Here is an 18,672-nt window from a genome sequence, read left to right on the forward strand (position 1 = left end):
CTTGCTAGCGAATTTTTCGCAAATTCTATGCTGCATTAGACCTTTGACATTTTTCAGCAATCTGATCGCCTCAAAGTCTTACAACACCTTGCACTGAGCATGATGCCGCAATAAGTGGTCACACAGCACCAATGCCACCATCGCCTCCACCATTGGAACTGCACGCGGTAGCACACAAGGGTCATGCCGTCCTTTAGCTGCTAATAGCGTTTCTTCGCCCTCACGAGTTACTGTTTTTTGCTCTTTTCTAATTGTTGCTGTTGGCTTAAAGGCAACCCGCAAGATAATATTTTCCCCGTTGGAAATTCCTCCCTGAATACCGCCAGAACGGTTAGTTACAGTCCGAATTTCACCATTCTCATCAATATAAAATTCGTCGTTATGCTCAATTCCTGTTAACAGGGTTCCTGCAAAACCAGAACCAATTTCAAACCCTTTGCTAGCAGGGAGAGACAAGACACCTTTAGCGATATCTGCTTCTAATTTATCAAATACTGGTTCACCCAAACCTTTCGGCACATTCCGCGCCACACATTCCACTACACCGCCGATGGAATCACCTTGTCTGCCAATTTGCTCGATTAATTCAATCATGCGATCGCCAGTTTCAGCATCGGGACAGCGGACAATATTGCTTTCCACTTGTTCTAAGGTGACGGTATTTGGATCAACAACACCTTCTAAGTCTTTAATGCGCTTGACGTAAGCGATAACTTCTACATTAGCAACTTGACGGAGAATTTTTTTAGCGATCGCACCTGCTGCTACTCTTCCAATTGTCTCACGTGCTGATGATCTTCCCCCACCTTGCCAATTGCGAATGCCATATTTGGCATCATAAGTCGCATCTGCATGAGAAGGGCGATACTTTTCGGCCATCTCATCATAGTCTTGGGGACGAGTGTCTTTATTCCGCACCAAAATTGATATCGGCGTTCCCAGAGTTTTCCCCTCAAATACGCCAGAAAGTATCTCGCAGGTGTCTGCTTCTTTACGAGGGGTCGTAATTTTACTTTGTCCTGGACGCCTTCTATCTAGTTCTACTTGAATTTCTTCAGTTGAAATTTCTAGCTGTGGAGGACAACCATCAATCACAACCCCCACACCGCCGCCGTGAGACTCACCAAAAGTAGTGATGCGAAATAGATGCCCGAAAGTATTGCCCATGTTATTGAGGAAAAAAATGAGGCTTATGTATTTTAACTAGAGTTTTGGCAAAAGTTAATTTGTGTTTTTGTTGTTTTTATAGTACTTGTTGTCTTTCTCTTTCCAATTTATCCAAATATATCTAAATTTATATTTTTTACTGAGATAAAATCACTAGGGCTGCAAGGAAGAGGAGTTATATGTCATCCCTCAAAGCAAAAAGCGCCCTGCCAAACGGCAGGGCGCTTTTTATTTAGCTAATCTTCAGTATTAACCGTTGATAGCAGGAGCAGTTAGAGCAACAGGAGCAGCTTCACCAGCAGCTAAGTCTAGGGGGAAGTTGTGAGCGTTACGCTCGTGCATTACTTCCATACCCAAGTTAGCGCGGTTGATTACGTCTGCCCAAGTGTTGATGACGCGACCTTGAGAGTCAATTACTGATTGGTTAAAGTTGAAACCATTCAGGTTGAATGCCATCGTGCTGACACCCAAAGCAGTGAACCAGATACCGACGACAGGCCATGCTGCTAAGAAGAAGTGGAGTGAACGGCTGTTGTTGAAAGAAGCGTATTGGAAGATTAGACGACCGAAGTAGCCGTGGGCTGCAACGATGTTGTAGGTTTCTTCTTCTTGACCGAACTTGTAACCGTAGTTTAGAGATTCGGTTTCGGTGGTTTCACGCACCAAGGAAGAGGTTACCAAAGAACCGTGCATTGCAGAGAACAAGGAACCGCCGAATACACCAGCCACACCTAACATATGGAAGGGGTGCATCAAGATGTTGTGTTCAGCTTGGAACACAATCATGAAGTTGAAGGTTCCAGAGATACCCAAAGGCATACCATCGGAGAAAGAACCTTGACCAATTGGGTAGATCAACAATACTGCCGCTGCGGAAGCCAAAGGTGCGCTGTAAGCTACGCAGATCCAAGGACGCATACCCAAGCGGTAGGACAATTCCCACTGACGGCCCATGTAGCAAGCACAACCGATTAAGAAGTGGAAAACCACCAATTGGTAAGGGCCACCGTTGTACAACCATTCATCTAAGGAAGCTGCTTCCCAGATTGGGTAGAAGTGCAAACCGATCGCATTTGAAGAAGGAACAACTGCACCAGAGATGATGTTGTTTCCGTATATCAAAGAACCTGCTACTGGTTCGCGGATACCATCGATGTCTACTGGAGGAGCAGCGACGAATGCGATGATGAAGCAGACGGTAGCGGCTAGCAAGGTAGGGATCATCAATACACCGAACCAACCGACATAAATCCGGTTTTCAGTGCTGGTGATCCAATTGCAAAACCGTTCCCAAACGTTGGCGCTTTCGCGACGTTGTAAGGTTGTGGTCATTGTTTTATAAGTGCTGTGTGTTTATTAAAAATGAAGTAGGCGGATTTTTTTCTGCCTGATGAAACAAGTCTACATTAACTTACTTGTACTCAATATTTCGCTTAATAGTTTGTAATATTTTTTTCTTATTAAACTCACATGAATGTAAAGTTTACCTTCCAGAAGAATCAATTATAAAATTACTGTATTCAAGGTTTAAAAGCCTTGAAGGAGTTGGCGATCGCGTTAGCGTAGCCTCTCGTACCACTTCCCTGCGGGACGCTGCGCGTTAGCAGAGCTTTCGCTTTAGCGATACGTGTAAGCAAGCTAAATAAAGTGTCTTTGATAGGAGAAGGAAGGCATTGCTGTAGTTTTTTAATCTTTACATTACTTAATAATTAATCTGTTGAATTATTGAAAAAGTTGAACAGGATAGGCATTATCTACCCTGTTCATATAGAGAGGTTTTAATTAAAAATCAAAGTAGATGTAAGGCAAACTGCCTTCTGGAGCAAATAACCAAACAGCATAAAGGCAAAGAGGAACGAAGACTAGCTTGAGCGGCCAGTTAAAATCTAACTTTAACTTCCGGCTAAAGGTATAGACTATAGCCATGAGGGCAGCTAAAGTTCCCAATACCCAAGCGAGTTGGTATTGACTCATGTTCAAGGCTTCTACATAAACTTTTTGAGCAAATTGTTGATCGGCTGGATAGCCCCAAAGATGCCGCAGTACTACAGAAGAGTCTTGGAGGTTTGGTAGGCGAAACCAGATCCAAGAGATAAAAACCATGAGTTGGGTCAAAAACCAAGCTGAAAGTATACCCAGAGGGTTGTGCCAGAATTTTTCCAGATTTTCAAAGCGATCGCCTAGAGCATTTGTAAGTCGATGAACAACTAAAGCTAAACCGTGGAATGCTCCCCATACGACAAAACCCCAAGCAGAACCGTGCCAGACTCCAGCAATCAACATGACAATGAACAAATTCCAGCAAGTGCGGATTAAACCTTGGCGAGAACCACCCAAAGGAAAGTAAACATAATTACGCAGCCAATCTCCTAGGGTTATGTGCCAGCGTCGCCAGAATTCTCCAATGCTTGTAGTGAAGTAGGGAAAGTCAAAATTTTCAGGTAGAACTAAGCCGAAGAGCAAAGCAGTACCGCGGGCAATGTCTACATAACCATTGAAATCCAAATATAACTGTAAGCCGTAAGCAAATGTAGCTAACCAAAGATCAGTACTACCTGCCCGTTGCAGGTTACCAAAACATAAATCGACAAAAATGCCCAAATTGTCTGCAAGAATACCTTTTTTGACTGCCCCTCTAGCAATCAACCACAGTGCCTCTGCAACTCTATTAGCAGTCGGAAAGTGCAGCGTATTTAATTGACTTGCTAAGTTGTGGTAACGAGTAATTGGCCCTGAAATTAGTTTGGCGAAGAATAATTTATATGTCGCAAATTTGAGAAACTGGTCAGTAGCAGGAGCGCCGCGATAAACATCTATTAAATAGGCAATACACTCAAAAGTAAAAAATGAAATTCCTAAAGGAGCAATCAATTTAAAAGGGCTATCTGGTGAATTTCTCTCTAAAGGAATTAATAAATTGACTAAAGGAGATAAATACTTAAACCCTAATAACAATACAACATTTAAAACTATACCGAACCATAAAAGTTTCAAACGTCTAAGATTCCAATCACCTTGAGCAAATTGCCACTCTTCATTCGAGATTTGCCAGTCAAGAGAATGTTTTCCAGGTGAGGTATTTTTACCAATTTCTAGCCCAACCCGAAAATTAATAAAAGTTAGCGCTAATAGCAATGGGACATACTGAACATTTAAAGATGCATAGAAAACAAGACTGGCAATTAACAGCGTCCATAACCGCAATTTTTGTTCTGCTAAAGACCAGTAAATTCCTAATACACTCAGCAAGAACAGCCCATAAAAAATTGAGATAAATTTCATTGGTTAGTCATTTGTCATTTGTCATTTGTCATTGGGCATTGAGGTGCTGAGTTAGGAGTAGAGACGCGATTATACCCTTACGAGAAGCCGCTCTTCGAGCGTCTACGCGTCTGTACAAGAACCAAGGTCAAGAGTTATTTCTCAGTATTTCTTCCCCTTGTCTCCCCTGCCCCCTGCTCCTCTGCTCTACTTAGCTGACCAAGGAATCATTGGGTCATTAGCCAGCTTTTTGGAAACTTCGTATGCACCAAATCGATTCAGGTGGCTGGGGTCAGAAAAGTAGTCGTTTGCTTTTGGCCACTGTTGGCTTAAATCGCGATAGATAAAGTTAGGACTAGTCGCAAGCCGCAACATATATTGCTGAAATTCTTGCTCATATTTTTTCCGAACTGGATCTAAATATTCTGCGGTAAGAGGCATATTGACAAATACCAAGGGAATTTTATGAGACTGGGTAAACCCAAGCAAAGATTGTAAGGCAGCATCTTGCTGACCTCCTACTTGGAAGGATTTATAGTCGTTGTCATAATTTCCTGGGACTTTGGAATGTTTTTGATAATACCTACTAGGATTGAAGCGGATAGATAAAGGTAGAAAACCATCAAAGTCAACTGCTTGCAAGGAAGTATCTTCTTCTGTACCATCAGTTGTTGACTTGGCTTGTGATGTGACTGTTTGAGCATGATCGCTAACCAAAGGCAATGAGTTTAGTTGTTTTTGTAATAAACTCTTGAACTGGTCGCGGTTTTGGTAGGTAGCAGAAACAGTAGCTAAAGCTTCATTTAACCACTGATCTACGGCTTGATAGCCGTTAATCTCCTGTTTTTCTTCTTTTATTTTTTGCTCGTTAGAAGAATTTGCAGAAGTTTTAATGACATCTTCACTACTCTCGGTTGTTAATTCTTTCTGCAAAGCCTGTTTATAGCCCTTTGACGAGGTGATCGCTTTAAAGGTTATATCCTCGCGACCACTGTTGAAAGCACGAGCGCCATCTGCCCACAGAATGAGTTTTGGTAGTTCTGATGGTTCTAAAACTTGACGGACAAGAAAGTCTACAACTTGTGCTGTGGCTCCGTTAATACCAAAGTTAAATACATCAATATTTTTATAACCCTGAGTCCCCAAAATTTTAGAAAGCGCTGCCGGATCAACTCCTCTGAGGGCGCGAGAAGAGCCAATAACTAAAACATCTGGAGGTTTACCAGTTCTAGACAATCGCTCTTTATACAACGCTAGTTGCTCATCTAACTGTCTAACATTGAAACTTGGCATTTGCGATCGCGCTGCCAACAGGATAGCGGTTGCAGTAGCTTTTTCTTTTAATGGTGCGGCTGCCAAATTCGTTGTTTGATTATCATTACTTTGAGTAAACTCAGACGCATTAAACACAGAACTACTATTTTGCGGAGTTTTTCCCTTGGGAGTATTGGTTAAAAATGCCGTTCTTTCAGTCTGACTTTTCTGAGATGTCAATGATGCTTTTTGCTCTGAAGTTGAGGGCGAGATATTAGCAGCACTTGGTGTAGCTGGCATAGTGCGGGTGATGATTTCACCCAACACCCAGTCAGTTTGCAGGGTAAGTAATAATCCCAAACTTCCCCAAACCAAAGCTACTTTCAGCCCTTGAGCGTCAGGGTTTTGCTGTGCTGATTGCTGATTTTCGGTAAATAGCTGCGTTCCTAACAGCCATTTTTTCGCTGTGGCACTTGTCGTTACCAGCCAATCCCGTGCCACTTTCTTAACAAAAGTTTGAACTTCTTCTGTAGTTAAATCAGGGCGGAAAATCGGCTCGCTTGTGTCAGAAGTTATCAGATCGCTAACATATTGAGAAGCCGCAGCGAATTCTGGGGTTGCTTCTGGGACTAAACGTTGGCGATGCTCAAAATCAACTCCGTAATGCCAAAAAGGTTCTTTATTACCAGCACGGCGTCCGTAAACTCGTACCCCTTTAATGCCAGGAATTTTTAACTGACGGACAAACTGAGCAACTTTGCTGGCGATTTGTTGACGCGCGGGACAAACAGGTGCATCGCACATAATGTGCAATAAATCGCCTTTATTTAGTAAAAGTACGCGTATCCCACCTGTCAAAAGACGCCAATCCAACTCAGGATTGAGTAAGCGTTCCAATAGAAAGACGATCGCTCCTTCATCGCCAGTAGTTGCCAAATCTAACGGTGATGTTGCTAAAGCTGGATGAGCCGCCGCAGGTAATGAAAGCCAATCGATCCAAGCAGGTTGCTTCTCACCTGTTTTCTGCCCGTACATCGTGGCAGCGACAATGCCTTGGGGAGCAAGCGCTTCGAGCAGTGGTGAAATTGTCTCCAAGCACAACGCTTTATCTGGCGCTGGAGCGGTTTCTAAGGGGTCAAAAACTCTTGTGCAAAAGATATGTAGGGTTGATTCTTGCAGAGAAGCCTGGACAGCAATTTTGAAGGCGGAAAATACTTCCGTCAACAGGCGGGCGATCGCTTGCACATCTCCCCAACGCCCCCATTCCTTGAGCATCACCTCTGGAGGCGTTAGATCCACCCGCAGCAGCCAATCAGGTGCTGTTTCGCCACTCACTTGCGAAACAATAACCGCATCCTGGTAGCCCGAAAGCTCTAAATTACGTAATTTCTGAGCTATTGGTTCCGCAAGTAATGACGCATCTGGGCTATAGCTCGATTGACAAAATATCCACAGGCGATTTTCTTCAGGCTGGGAGTTCAGTTTGGGTTGATATTTCTTAATCTTTACCTGTACTGCCACCCCCAACGTACTCAAAGTTTCGCTAAGATAACGAGCAATAGCATCTGGGTATCCTTGGCGTGCCAAACTTTCGTTAGAGACAATCAGCGCCCCGCCAGGTTGTTTTGATTTTTCCGAGTCTACTAACAGGGCTTGATTCACCTGCTCCAAATGCCGTTCTATTTGATTCAAGTAAACCCGATGACACCATTGGGGGCGCTGTTCCTCTTTCTTTCGCCCGTAGACAAATACTTGGTATATTGAGGGTTGTTCGCTGCTGGTGAGGCTATCCAAGTCTGCCTGTTGTAATGCTTGCAGCAAGTCAGACAGAGTTTGCCAACGTTGCGGACAGTCTGTACCTTCACAAAGAATATGAAGGTCGTTTCCCCGCAACCGGACTTTCACCCCAAAAGTGTTGATCCCTGTTGCTTGGCTGACCAATTGCACTAAGGATTGCTGACGGTCTGGTAATACTGTTTTCATCGGCAGTTAACTTTACGGGAAGCGATTATTGGGGGATAGTGCCTGCACTTGTAAACTAGAACCATACATCTACCACAGTTTGACGCTTTTTTTTAACATTTTTGTTACCTTTTGAGCTTGCAAAATGGGCAAAGATAGTTTTGTACGGTTGCAAGTCAGACTGATGTTTAGTTTTGCGTTTATTCTACTCATCTTCCTACAACCAATAGTTAGCAATGCCTTCTCTAAACCAACAAACAACACCTAATTCCGGATTAAATCTGGTTTTCTTCAGCATTCCTCAATTTTTCCTCTTACAAATGGGTACAGCGTCTATACTACTGCTGCTCACTACACAGAATGCTACTGTCAAAGCCCTAGAAGCCTTGGGGGAAGCTAGTGAAGAGATATTTCGTGGCGATCGCCTACCCATTCTCAACTTCCCAGATGACGACGAAATTGATAATAGTTAAAAATCATACTATCAAAAGTTATTTGCACCAGAAAATCCCATGACTATTCAGTGCAAAACCTAGAAGTGCAAACAGTAATCAGCTTACAAGAATAGAAAATATGGGTAGCGCTTTATACAACTTATCTCAGTCTGCAAATATATACCCAGCGTCGGAATTATTTCTGCGTCATCGTCTACAGGTAGTAGAAGAGTTGTGGGAAGCAGTTTTGCGGCAAGAATGCGGTCAAAAGATGGTGGATTTGTTGCGGGAGTTACGCGCTTTGTGTTCCCCAGAAGGACAAGCAACAAATGATCAAGCTGCTTCAGCTGTGAAATTGATTGAACAACTGAATATCAACGAAGCAATCCGAGCAGCTCGTGCTTTTGCTCTGTATTTTCAGTTGATTAACATCATAGAGCAGGAATACGAACAACGGCAGCAATTAAGTCGTTATGAGATGGAAACAGAATCAACATCTCAGGAAACGTTACCCAATATTATCTATTCATCTAACCAAAGAGAAGACGACGCACCTGTTAATAGAGGTTTAGTAGCAGACTTGCTCACAAATAATTGGGTGGAAAAAGCGCAATTTAAACAAAAAGGCACTTTTGCTGCCTTATTTCCCCATTTATTCAAGCTAAATGTACCACCCCAACAAATTCAACGTCTAATTTCACAATTAGATGTGCGCCTAGTATTTACAGCTCACCCAACAGAAATTGTTCGTCATACGATTCGGGATAAGCAGCGTCAGGTAGTCAAACTCTTGCAACAGCTTGATGGCTTGGAACACCGCTCTGGTAGTACAGGAGGATATCCTTGGGAAGTAGCAGATTTACGCGAACAATTGCTAGAAGAAATTCGTTTGTGGTGGCGCACAGACGAACTGCACCAGTTTAAACCTTCAGTACTAGATGAAGTAGACTATGCCTTACATTACTTCCAAGAAGTGTTATTTGATGGCATTCCCCAACTATATAAACGCTTTAAATACTCGCTAGCCAGTACCTTTCCTTGGCTGGAACCGCCGAGCAAAAACTTCTGCTCTTTTGGCTCTTGGGTAGGTGCAGACAGAGATGGAAACCCATCAGTAACACCAGAAATCACTTGGCAGACAGCTTGTTATCAGCGCAAGATGGTGTTGGAAAGATATATCCGCTCAGTGAAGCAACTGATTGAACTATTAAGTATTTCAATGCACTGGAGCGATGTCTTACCAGACTTACTAGAGTCTCTGGAGCTGGAACAATCTCAATTGAGCGAGGTATACGATGCACTAGCATTGCGTTATCGGCAAGAACCCTATCGGCTCAAGTTGGCTTATGTACAGAAACGGCTGGAAAATACACGCGATCGCAATTTAGCTTTGTACAAGCGAGAAACGCCACAAAATGAAGACAGCCCAATGTACCGTTCGGGAGCCGAGTTTTTAGCAGAACTGCGGCTGATTCAACGTAACCTCACAGAAACAGGTTTAAGTTGTCGAGAATTAGAAAATCTCATCTGTCAGGTAGAGATTTTTGGCTTTGACCTCACACATCTGGATATCCGCCAAGAATCATCCCGCCACGCCGATACACTCAATGAGATTCTAGAATACCTGCAAGTTTTACCCCAACCGTATAACGAACTCTCTGAGGAACAAAGAGTCGCTTGGTTAACTGGAGAACTACAAACTCGCCGCCCGTTAATTCCGGCAGAATTGCCATTTTCTGACAAAACCAACGATGTGATTGAAACATTTCGCATCGTGCGATCGCTGCAACAAGAGTTTGGCATTAACATTTGCCATACTTACATTATCAGTATGTGCCGCGAAGTGAGCGATGTGCTGGAAGTCTTGTTATTAGCCAAAGAAGCTAGACTTTTTGACCCGGCGATCGCTGTAGGGACAATTCAAGTAGTTCCCCTATTTGAGACAGTAGAAGATTTGCAACGCTCAAGAAGCGTAATGCGTCAGCTGTTTGAACTACCCTTGTATCGAGCTTTATTAGCCGGTGGTTATACAGCAATTAATAGTAGTAACGAAACCCTTCCCTCTTCCCCCCTTACCCCCAACTTGCAAGAAGTGATGTTGGGGTATTCTGACAGCAACAAAGACTCTGGTTTCTTAAGCAGCAATTGGGAAATTCATAAAGCCCAAAAATCATTACAGCAAATAGCAGAAGAATATAATCTAAACCTGCGGATTTTTCACGGACGTGGCGGTTCTGTCGGACGTGGTGGTGGCCCAGCTTATGAAGCGATTTTGGCTCAACCAGGACACAGTATTAATGGGCGGATCAAGATTACCGAACAAGGGGAAGTTTTGGCTTCCAAATACTCCTTGGTTGACTTGGCTTTGTACCATATGGAAACCATCACCACTGCTGTGATTCAAGCTAGTCTGCTGCGGACAGGGTTTGATGATATCGAACCCTGGAATGAGATTATGGAAGAATTAGCAGCGCGATCTCGTCAACATTATCGGGCGCTAATTTACGAGCAGCCTGATTTTATCGATTTCTTCCACCAAGTAACCCCAATTGAAGAAATTAGTCAGCTGCAAATTAGTTCCCGTCCCGCACGGCGTCCATCTGGCAAGAAAGATTTAAGCAGCCTGCGAGCAATTCCTTGGGTATTTAGCTGGACACAAACTCGCTTTTTGCTACCTTCTTGGTATGGTGTTGGCACAGCTTTGCAAGAATTTTTGAACGTGGAACCGGAAGAACACTTGAAATTGCTGCGCTACTTCTACATTAAGTGGCCCTTCTTTAAAATGGTAATTTCCAAGGCAGAAATGACTTTGGCAAAAGTAGACATTCAAATGGCGCAGCATTATGTCCAAGAGCTATCAAAACCGGAAGATATACAGCGCTTTGAAAAGGTTTTTGAGCAAATTGCTAACGAATTCTATCTCACCAGGAATTTGGTTTTAAAAATCACCGACCATAGCCAACTCTTGGATGGTGATCCTATATTGCAGCGATCTGTGCAGTTACGCAATGGCACAATTGTCCCCTTGGGATTTATTCAGGTTTCCTTGCTCAAGCGCCTGCGGCAATCTATGAATAGTAATGCTATTTCTGGAGTCATCCACTCCCGCTACAGCAAAGGTGAGCTATTGCGAGGTGCATTGTTAACCATTAACGGGATTGCTGCGGGAATGAGAAATACAGGTTAAGGAGCATGGGGCATAGGGCATAGGAATAAGACTTTATCAATGCCCTTGCCCAATCCCCAATCCCCAATGCCCAAGCTCCATTACCCCTTATCCCCAGAGGGGGCCCCACCTTCCCCAATCCCCAATGCCCAAAAACAGAATTTTAATTTGCACTTTTCTCGCACTGTCATCAGGATTTTTTTGCGCTTATATTAGTGGGCAAGTCACATTAATGTTGCGTAGCCAAAGGTGTCAAAACCAACCTTGGCTGCTAAATCAAATGTGTAATGCTTGGGAAACACCAGGAGCAATGTGGCAAGGTAGCACTACTGGACTATGGACAGGTACAGTGTTGGGGGCGTTCGTCGGCGGTTTAGTGACACGCCAAAATTTTAATTCGTAATTCGTAATTTCTAATTCGTAATTAAGGCATATTAAAAAAGCCTCAATGTCAGCAACCAATCCTTTGGTAAAGATTAAAATTGCAATGTTTCTACAATGATTTATCTGTGAAATTATTTTTTCAAAATAATATTATTTGAAAAGTTTTGTGTGATTAGTATTAGTAAGTTGGGTTAATAAACGAAACCCAACTCTAAAAAACTTTGCTGAGTTTGGAATGGGTACTCGAAACTGCTTTCTTACTCAGCACTCAGAGCTGTTTTGGTCAGTTGAGGCGGTGGGTGATTGCAAATTTCTTAAGGTTTTCCAAGAATTAGTGCTGGTATCAAAACAACGCCAAGTTTTATCTTTGGTTTCCTGGTAGCAAAACAGATTGCGATCGCTACCATCAAAATTGTCAGTTAAATAATATGTAATTCCTCGAAAAGGATAAGTTTTACGGCTCAGCCGCTTGGCTACTGCTTGGTTTGGACATTCGATGACAAAAACTGGTTGTCCGTCCAGGTGAGTCAGCGAGAAGATACACATCCGCAAAATGGCTCTCAGCCAACTTTCTGAATTGTCAAAATAGTCATCAATAATTTTATTCGTCAGAGCTTTTTCGAGCTTCCGGTCTTCGTTGTCAGGAGTTTGACTATTAGGCATAGCATCACCTATTGCGCCACCGTTGGTTTGAGATTAAACCAAAATCTAGAAAACTGACAGTATATGCATACACAGTGTATATAGTATCCTAATGACAAAAAAATACCAGTAAGTCGGCAACAAAACAGTAATTACGTCTAGTAGGTGTCAGCAAGACTGGTAAAATCTACCTATAGCTTTGAGAGCAAATCGCCATGCCTACTGAAACTAATCCAGGGAATCAAACAACTACAGGTGCTGATGCCATAGATGAAGCGATCGCACAGGGAATAGATTTTGATGGTTCTCCCATTCCGCCTGCCAAGCTAGAACTTTATACTAAAGTCATGGCGCTAGAAGCAAATAGACAGCGCAGTGGCGTATCTAATACGATGCGATCGCGCATTGTGCGAATTGGTGCAAAACACATTCCCCAAGCAGAACTCGACCAATTACTTGCAGATGCTGGTTTTGCACCCTTGAAAGAGAAAGAAATTGCCTTCTTCTATAGCGGTAAATGAGTTAGAAGTAGAGACGCGATTATACTCTTACGAGAAGCCGCACTCCCTGCGTCTACGCGTCTGTACAAGAGTCAAGAGTGATTGATCTATAATTATTTTCCTTGTCTCCCCTGCTCCTTATCCCTCACTCTCCCACTCACTTCTCTAAGGTTCTAACAGATAACACCTGTGGTGGTGTCGAGTCTGGTGGATAAATCAAATCTACTTGTACTTGACGCTGAGTTGAGGGTGGAAGTACAAGTTGTACCAATGGTTCTATAACCTGACCAGTTCTGTGCCATAGATGTACGTAGCGCGTCTGTTGTTGCCCTTGGTCATCAACATAACGCAGGCGCACCGTACCACGAAAGAAAGGAAAATCTAAGGATGGTTTGCTCAAGCGCACACCACCTTGAGATAACTTATCTTCTTTCAAAGGTGTTTCTAAAGTTACGGACACAATACGGGTTTCGTTTGTGTTGTTGCTTAAGGGTAAGGTGAGATTATATTCCACCCCATAATTACCGTGGGCTTCATATGCTGTATCTGGATAGCGTACTAACATCTTTGCCGTTTGGATTTGTTCGCTACCCAATCGGCCACCCCGTAAAGTATTTAAAGCATAAGAAATAGCTTTGCCTTGCTGAGGAATTGTGAGATTTTGGTTTTTTGGATTGTCCACCAGCATCGCTTGCCATTGCGAACCTTGGGAAACACCTGCTACGCGACCATAAATTAGCTTCCCGCTGGTGGCATTTGGAGGAGTAGGAGTTTTATCACGTGGCCCTGCAAAATCGCCAGTGTTTAATAAAGCTTGCCATTCTTTAAGAGTAGGTGCGCGTTCTCCACCATCGGAAGTTTTTTTAGCAAACATTGCCAGACTAGCTGTATAAACTTTACCACTACTACGTAACCTGATTAAACTAGACCGACCATTTATAGGCTTTTCTAGATTCCGTACAGGAATGGGGTGATTTAACAACATTCGGCTTTGTCCTGGAGGAATTACCAGTTTGCTAGGAAAATCAGCCTGTCGAATACCTCGAAGTACATCGCTAACAGCGCGATCGCCTGGCCCGGAGTAAGCTTTACCGTCATTATTTTCTACGTAAGAAGGTAAGGTGACAAAAGGTGCATCCTGCATTAAATAACTCGCTGCTTGCAAGATATCTACTGTTACAGGTTTTTTACCTGGATTATTGATAATTACACCCAAGTAAAGCGTCTGCAAATCTTTGGGGGTGTGGGTGTAATGGTGAGCAAATAAATCAAAACGTCCTTGGAAAGGAAAATTAAGGTGGGCTGCTGGTACTTTTTTTCCATTTGGGGAAAAGGTAGAAAGTAAAATCCCCTCAGTTTTTATCCATTCTGGGCTATTGCTGTTAAAGACAGGTATTGTATCCAACTCGCCAGGTAAAGCCCGTATTTCCCCTGCTTGTACAATTTCTTGGCGGACTGGCTTTGGTGAAGTTTGGGCAAATGCTGAATCAGTACTATTACGATTGGAGCTAAAACTAGTACATCCGATGCTTTGAGCGATCGCAAATCCTGATAAAAATATAAATAATGGCGATGATAGTTTAGCTGGCATAAATTCGAGTTTTAGGAAAGCTGTAGTGTCAAAGATGACCAGTAGTAACTACAAGTTCCTTAAAGCAGATTTCTAAAGAGGCGATCGCTTTTATTTACAGATCCTACTTTACTAGATTAAAAAATTGCATTTTCAAAAGTAGCGATTACTATGATTTTTACAATATTTCTAATCTAAACCCCATTCATATTTCAAAGTTTCTAATTTTGAATTTCTCACACTCATTCGCTTACACTCATCCAAAAAGTCATTAACTTGTTCTTTATTCAGACTTAAACCATTATCGAGAAGGTTATTCATGTAAGTGATGACGTCTGAAGTCGTTAGAGAGCAACTTATTTCTTCTAATATAATAGCGTTTCTAACTTCTCTACATACTAGCTCAATATCTGAGACCGTAAATTTAGCACTTTTTTCTGCTAATAAATTAAAATTGATATTTTCTAAATTTATTTGTAAATCTATATTTATTTGTAATAAATAATATTTCAATAATTCTACTCTCTCGACTAGGTTAGGAGGAAAGATAGGAATTTTCCAATCCAGCCTTCCAGAACGTTTTAAAGCATTATCAATTCCACTAAGATAATTTCAAAAAATACAACCTATGGAGAAAGAGGGCGGGGTTAGCTTTAACAATTATGTAAACTTGTGCTCAAGTAGAATCACACCTACTCGACTAAATGAGCATCTATACTTTCTCTGTAGGAGTACGATAAGTAATCATGCACAACCTATCGCTACAGTCGGGTTAGTGCTGGATTAAGCGGAGGTGTAATTGTGTCTGAAATTAGCAGACGGCACAGAAACCACAGATGGAACATCACAGACAACTTGGCTGGGTATATATTTATGCTGCCCACAATTCTAGTTTTGGGAACTTTTGTGGTGCTGCCTATTCTTTATGCCGTTTTTCTTTCGCTGCAAAAAGTCCAACTTCTCGGCGGTATTGAGTACGAATTCATTGGCTTTCACAATTTTACGCGGTTGGTTGAGGATGAGAGAGTTTGGATTGCTTTGAAAAATACAGCAGAATACGTAGCTATTGTTGTTCCAACTCAGACTATCCTGGCTTTAATTCTGGCAGTAACTCTAAATTCTGGGATTCGCGGCAAAAATTGGTGGCGTATTCTTTACTTTTTGCCGACAGTCACTTCTTCAGCAGTCTTGACGCTCATCTTCATGTGGATTTATAACACCGATGGGCTACTCAACGACTTTCTCGCTTTTGTGGGGCTGCCTACCTATAACTGGTTAGGTGACCCAGTAGTTGCGCTCAAAGGTATTATGCTGATGAATATATGGTCAACTGCACCATTTTATATGGTGATTTACTTAGCAGCATTGCAGGATATACCCCAAACATTGTACGAAGCGGCTGAATTAGATGGGGCAAATGGGTGGCAAAAGTTTATCCGGATTACTGTTCCTCTGCTCAAGCCTGTAACCTTCTTTGTGGTAGCGATAGGGGTAATTGGCACGTTTCAGCTATTTGACCAGTCTTATATCTTCTCTGGTGGTACTGGCGGCCCAAATAACGCTACCCTTACCGTGGTGCTGCTAATTTACCAGGCTGTGTTTCGTAATTTACAGATGGGATATGCAGCTGCGATCGCCTTTTTATTAGCAGCAGTAATCATTGCTATTACTTTAATTCAGCGACGACTTTTTGGAGGTGAAAGGATTTGACTAGCATCTCTGGTTCATCCTGGCTCAAAGTAGTTTTATACGTCTTGCTGACACTCTATGCCCTCATTACCCTGATTCCCTTCCTATGGGCGCTTTCCGCATCATTTAAGCCGCTATCTGAGATTGTCAGTGGTGAACCCAATTTGATACCACGGAATTTTACCCTTGAGAACTATAAGCAAATATTTTTACAAGAACCACTATTTTGGCGCTGGCTGTTCAACAGCGTGGTAATAGCTGTCAGCGTCACTATTTTAAACCTGTTGTTAAATTCAATGGCAGGTTATGCCTTAGCAAGATTACGCTTTGTAGGGAAAAACTTCTGGTTCTTCCTGATTTTGGCAGTACTGGCAGTACCGACGCAAATCACCCTAATTCCAACATTTTTGATTTTAAAAGCGATCGGTTGGCTGAATTCTTATCAGGGAATGATTGTTCCTAGCATGGTTAATGCCACTTTTATTTTCATGATGCGGCAGTTTTTCGTGAATTTTCCTAAAGAATTAGAGGAAGCAGCTCAACTTGATGGCTTAAATACTTTTGGAATTTTCCGCCATATTATTTTGCCCCTAGCAAAACCAGCGCTAGCAGCACAAGCGGTATTTGTGTTCATGGGGAGTTGGAATAATTTTTTGCTTCCTATAGTTATCCTGTTCGACCCAGAAATGTTTACTTTACCTTTAGGGCTAAACACTTTCAAAGGTCAATACATCAGCTATTGGAACTACATTATGGCGGCTTCTATGGTATTCACCCTACCAGCTTTAGGTATTTACGCCTTTTTCAACCGCTACTTTATTCAAAGCGTCACCTTTACTGGAGGAAAAGGTTAATAAGCATTGGGCATCGGGCATTTGTCATTAGTTATTTAGCTTGTGTCCCCTGCTCCCCTGCCCTCTTGCCCCTCTTCCCTGATCCCCACCTGAAGCGCCAACCGTATTTTGGGCGACAAATTGCACTCCTAACATGATATTGGTATTACAGCGACTCAATCTCTATCTGATCACTTAACAAACATTATGGGTTTTGCAAACCTATCGATCGCAGAGATAGCAGCAGACTACAGTGTTCCTGTGGAAAAAGTGTTTTCTCTGTGCGACCAACTAGGAATTGCCTACAAACACCAAAAGACCCGTTTGGCGTTAGAGGATGCAAAGGCAATCATTTCGCAAATATTGTGTGAAATATACCCAAAAGGTACTAGCGACTCGGTAAATGATGCCGGAGTCATCTGAGGGGCTATATCTGGTTTTTAGCTAAAGCTAATAGCTAATGACCAAGAATAATCAGCCATTAGCCATTAGCAGCGTGGAGATTGAGAATCGCTTTCTTAGCTGTGTTGAGCGTCAAAATCTTTAAGGGGAAACATGTTTAGAAGACTAATTGGCGTTGTTGTGGCTACTGTTTTACTCACGTTTCAGTTGGTTGTCGGTAGCGCGACAGCCTTGGAACTGGATGAAGCTATCCGAACAGTGCCATTAAACGAACAGGGTGATACCGTTGTACTTAGCCTTAAACAAGTCAAAGAAGGCAAACGCTTATTTAATTACGCTTGCGCCCAATGTCATGCTGGGGGAGTTACCAAGACAAACCAGAACGTGGGACTTGAACCAGAATCTCTGGCACTGGCAACACCAAACCGTAATAACATTGAAGGCTTGGTAGATTACCTGAAAAATCCGACTACTTACGACGGCGAAGAAGAGATTTCTGAAATACACCCCAGTATCAAGAGTGCAGATATTTTCACAGAAATGCGAAATCTGACTGATGATGACTTGGAAGCGATCGCTGGTCATATTCTCCTACAACCGAAGATTGTAGGTACTAAGTGGGGAGGCGGCAAAATCTATTACTAAATCCTTAGCTGAGTGCTGAATCATTGGGGATTGGGTACTGGGTACTAGGGATTGGGAAAACTCTTCTCTAGTTTCTAGTTTCTAGTCCCCAGTTCCTAGTCCTTCAGAACTTAGCCCTCAAAACTTTTGTTAAGACTACTCGATGCTACTTAAGCAGACACTTACAGCGATCGCTCACAATCAACTCAGAAGCTTTGGATGCTGTCTCAATTTTTCGTTCGTTTTCTAGTTTTAGTCTTTGCCTTATTGGTCTCTTTCAGCCCTAGTTTACCTGCCCAAGCTGCTAAGATTGACCCATATATAATCAGATATTTGCATATCACCGAGCCAATTGCTTTAGAAGTTGATACGCAAGGCAATACTCGTCTGTTTTCGCCAGAAGAATTGTCTGTTGGTAAACAACTCTTTGCAAATAACTGCATTAATTGCCATGTCGGTGGAGCAAATTTACCAGACCCCCAAGTATCTTTGTCTCTAAAAAAACTTCAAGATGCCAGTCCACCGCGCGATCGCATTAATGCTCTTGCTAGCTTTATCCGCCAGCCTATGACCTATGACGGTAGCCAAGAGACCTATTGGTGCCGTCAAATGCCTCCTAGTTTACTATCCCAACAGGAAGTGGAAAGTTTGGCAGCTTTCGTTTTAACAGCGGCACAAAAAGCCCCTGGTTGGGGTACAGAAAATTTTTGAAAAGCAAGGAAGCCTTACTATAGAAAAAACAAAATAAATTCTTTCGCTTTTAACTTGACTCATAGACATTTTG

At 42.5% G+C, this 18,672-nt stretch carries 16 protein-coding genes; 9 read left to right on the top strand and 7 right to left on the bottom strand.

The window, feature by feature from the left end:
* Positions 1-78: 78 nt before the first annotated feature.
* The 4 genes from aroC to WKK05_RS35985 all read right to left on the bottom strand — a co-directional run bounded on the left by aroC (position 79) and on the right by WKK05_RS35985 (position 7,665).
* A complete protein-coding gene (gene aroC / locus WKK05_RS35970) occupies positions 79-1,167 on the bottom strand; it encodes a chorismate synthase (protein WP_341527729.1) in 1,089 nt (362 codons plus the stop codon).
* A gap of 249 nt (positions 1,168-1,416) precedes the next feature.
* Positions 1,417-2,499: a photosystem II q(b) protein gene (gene psbA, locus WKK05_RS35975; protein WP_341527730.1), complete on the bottom strand. Its 1,083-nt coding sequence runs from the start codon at positions 2,497-2,499 to the stop codon at positions 1,417-1,419.
* Positions 2,500-2,949: 450 nt separating this feature from the next.
* The gene (locus WKK05_RS35980) at positions 2,950-4,449 is read right to left on the bottom strand and encodes an MBOAT family protein (protein ID WP_341527731.1); all 1,500 of its coding nucleotides are present in this window, start codon (positions 4,447-4,449) and stop codon (positions 2,950-2,952) included.
* A gap of 186 nt (positions 4,450-4,635) precedes the next feature.
* The gene (locus WKK05_RS35985) at positions 4,636-7,665 is read right to left on the bottom strand and encodes a DUF1574 family protein (RefSeq protein WP_341527732.1); all 3,030 of its coding nucleotides are present in this window, start codon (positions 7,663-7,665) and stop codon (positions 4,636-4,638) included.
* Between the two features lie 215 nt (positions 7,666-7,880).
* On the opposite strand from WKK05_RS35985, the gene WKK05_RS35990 reads away from it, so the two are divergent.
* The 3 genes from WKK05_RS35990 to WKK05_RS36000 all read left to right on the top strand — a co-directional run bounded on the left by WKK05_RS35990 (position 7,881) and on the right by WKK05_RS36000 (position 11,647).
* Positions 7,881-8,117, top strand: coding sequence for a hypothetical protein (locus WKK05_RS35990; protein ID WP_341527733.1), 237 nt, complete (start codon positions 7,881-7,883; stop codon positions 8,115-8,117).
* A gap of 100 nt (positions 8,118-8,217) precedes the next feature.
* Positions 8,218-11,265: a phosphoenolpyruvate carboxylase gene (ppc, locus tag WKK05_RS35995; protein ID WP_341527734.1), complete on the top strand. Its 3,048-nt coding sequence runs from the start codon at positions 8,218-8,220 to the stop codon at positions 11,263-11,265.
* Positions 11,266-11,389: 124 nt separating this feature from the next.
* Entirely contained in the window at positions 11,390-11,647 is a 258-nt protein-coding gene (locus tag WKK05_RS36000) for a hypothetical protein (RefSeq protein WP_341527735.1), read from the top strand.
* Between the two features lie 242 nt (positions 11,648-11,889).
* Here WKK05_RS36000 and WKK05_RS36005 read toward each other — a convergent pair whose 3' ends face one another.
* On the bottom strand, positions 11,890-12,291 hold the full coding sequence (locus tag WKK05_RS36005; RefSeq protein ID WP_341527736.1) for a hypothetical protein: 402 nt from the start codon (positions 12,289-12,291) through the stop codon (positions 11,890-11,892).
* Positions 12,292-12,485: 194 nt separating this feature from the next.
* Here WKK05_RS36005 and WKK05_RS36010 point away from each other — a divergent pair, with 194 nt between their 5' ends.
* Entirely contained in the window at positions 12,486-12,791 is a 306-nt protein-coding gene (locus WKK05_RS36010) for a DUF4090 family protein (protein WP_341527737.1), read from the top strand.
* Positions 12,792-12,927: 136 nt separating this feature from the next.
* Here WKK05_RS36010 and WKK05_RS36015 read toward each other — a convergent pair whose 3' ends face one another.
* Both WKK05_RS36015 and WKK05_RS36020 read right to left on the bottom strand, forming a co-directional pair.
* Complete coding sequence (locus tag WKK05_RS36015) at positions 12,928-14,361, bottom strand: DUF3370 domain-containing protein (RefSeq protein ID WP_341527738.1); 1,434 nt, start codon at positions 14,359-14,361, stop codon at positions 12,928-12,930.
* A gap of 168 nt (positions 14,362-14,529) precedes the next feature.
* Positions 14,530-14,853 (bottom strand): hypothetical protein, encoded by a 324-nt coding sequence (locus tag WKK05_RS36020; RefSeq protein ID WP_341527739.1) that lies wholly within the window; start codon positions 14,851-14,853, stop codon positions 14,530-14,532.
* A gap of 288 nt (positions 14,854-15,141) precedes the next feature.
* Between WKK05_RS36020 and WKK05_RS36025 the strand changes: the two genes are divergently transcribed.
* From WKK05_RS36025 to psbV2, 5 genes are all read left to right on the top strand, one after another.
* A complete protein-coding gene (locus tag WKK05_RS36025; protein WP_341527740.1) occupies positions 15,142-16,050 on the top strand; it encodes a sugar ABC transporter permease in 909 nt (302 codons plus the stop codon).
* Complete coding sequence (locus WKK05_RS36030; RefSeq protein ID WP_341527741.1) at positions 16,047-16,883, top strand: carbohydrate ABC transporter permease; 837 nt, start codon at positions 16,047-16,049, stop codon at positions 16,881-16,883. The genes WKK05_RS36025 and WKK05_RS36030 overlap by 4 nt, the downstream gene beginning before the upstream one ends.
* Positions 16,884-17,069: 186 nt before the next feature.
* Entirely contained in the window at positions 17,070-17,285 is a 216-nt protein-coding gene (locus WKK05_RS36035) for a hypothetical protein (protein WP_341527742.1), read from the top strand.
* Positions 17,286-17,417: 132 nt separating this feature from the next.
* Entirely contained in the window at positions 17,418-17,909 is a 492-nt protein-coding gene (psbV, locus tag WKK05_RS36040) for a photosystem II cytochrome c-550 (RefSeq protein WP_341527743.1), read from the top strand.
* 198 nt (positions 17,910-18,107) lie between these two features.
* Positions 18,108-18,599 carry a photosystem II cytochrome PsbV2 gene (psbV2, locus tag WKK05_RS36045; RefSeq protein ID WP_341527744.1) on the top strand — a complete coding sequence of 164 codons (492 nt, stop codon included), beginning with the start codon at positions 18,108-18,110 and terminating at the stop codon, positions 18,597-18,599.
* The last annotated feature ends 73 nt before the right edge of the window (positions 18,600-18,672 follow it).

Source organism: Nostoc sp. UHCC 0302, assembly GCF_038096175.1.
GTDB lineage: Bacteria > Cyanobacteriota > Cyanobacteriia > Cyanobacteriales > Nostocaceae > UHCC-0302.

Bases quoted from the DNA above. Each gene is read 5' to 3' on its own strand.
- aroC (WP_341527729.1), bottom strand. From the start codon at position 1,167: ATGGGCAATACTTTCGGGCATCTATTTCGCATCACTACTTTTGGTGAG.
- psbA (WP_341527730.1), bottom strand. From the start codon at position 2,499: ATGACCACAACCTTACAACGTCGCGAAAGCGCCAACGTTTGGGAACGG.
- WKK05_RS35980 (WP_341527731.1), bottom strand. From the start codon at position 4,449: ATGAAATTTATCTCAATTTTTTATGGGCTGTTCTTGCTGAGTGTATTA.
- WKK05_RS35985 (WP_341527732.1), bottom strand. From the start codon at position 7,665: ATGAAAACAGTATTACCAGACCGTCAGCAATCCTTAGTGCAATTGGTC.
- WKK05_RS35990 (WP_341527733.1), top strand. From the start codon at position 7,881: ATGCCTTCTCTAAACCAACAAACAACACCTAATTCCGGATTAAATCTG.
- ppc (WP_341527734.1), top strand. From the start codon at position 8,218: ATGGGTAGCGCTTTATACAACTTATCTCAGTCTGCAAATATATACCCA.
- WKK05_RS36000 (WP_341527735.1), top strand. From the start codon at position 11,390: ATGCCCAAAAACAGAATTTTAATTTGCACTTTTCTCGCACTGTCATCA.
- WKK05_RS36005 (WP_341527736.1), bottom strand. From the start codon at position 12,291: ATGCCTAATAGTCAAACTCCTGACAACGAAGACCGGAAGCTCGAAAAA.
- WKK05_RS36010 (WP_341527737.1), top strand. From the start codon at position 12,486: ATGCCTACTGAAACTAATCCAGGGAATCAAACAACTACAGGTGCTGAT.
- WKK05_RS36015 (WP_341527738.1), bottom strand. From the start codon at position 14,361: ATGCCAGCTAAACTATCATCGCCATTATTTATATTTTTATCAGGATTT.
- WKK05_RS36035 (WP_341527742.1), top strand. From the start codon at position 17,070: ATGGGTTTTGCAAACCTATCGATCGCAGAGATAGCAGCAGACTACAGT.
- psbV (WP_341527743.1), top strand. From the start codon at position 17,418: ATGTTTAGAAGACTAATTGGCGTTGTTGTGGCTACTGTTTTACTCACG.
- psbV2 (WP_341527744.1), top strand. From the start codon at position 18,108: ATGCTGTCTCAATTTTTCGTTCGTTTTCTAGTTTTAGTCTTTGCCTTA.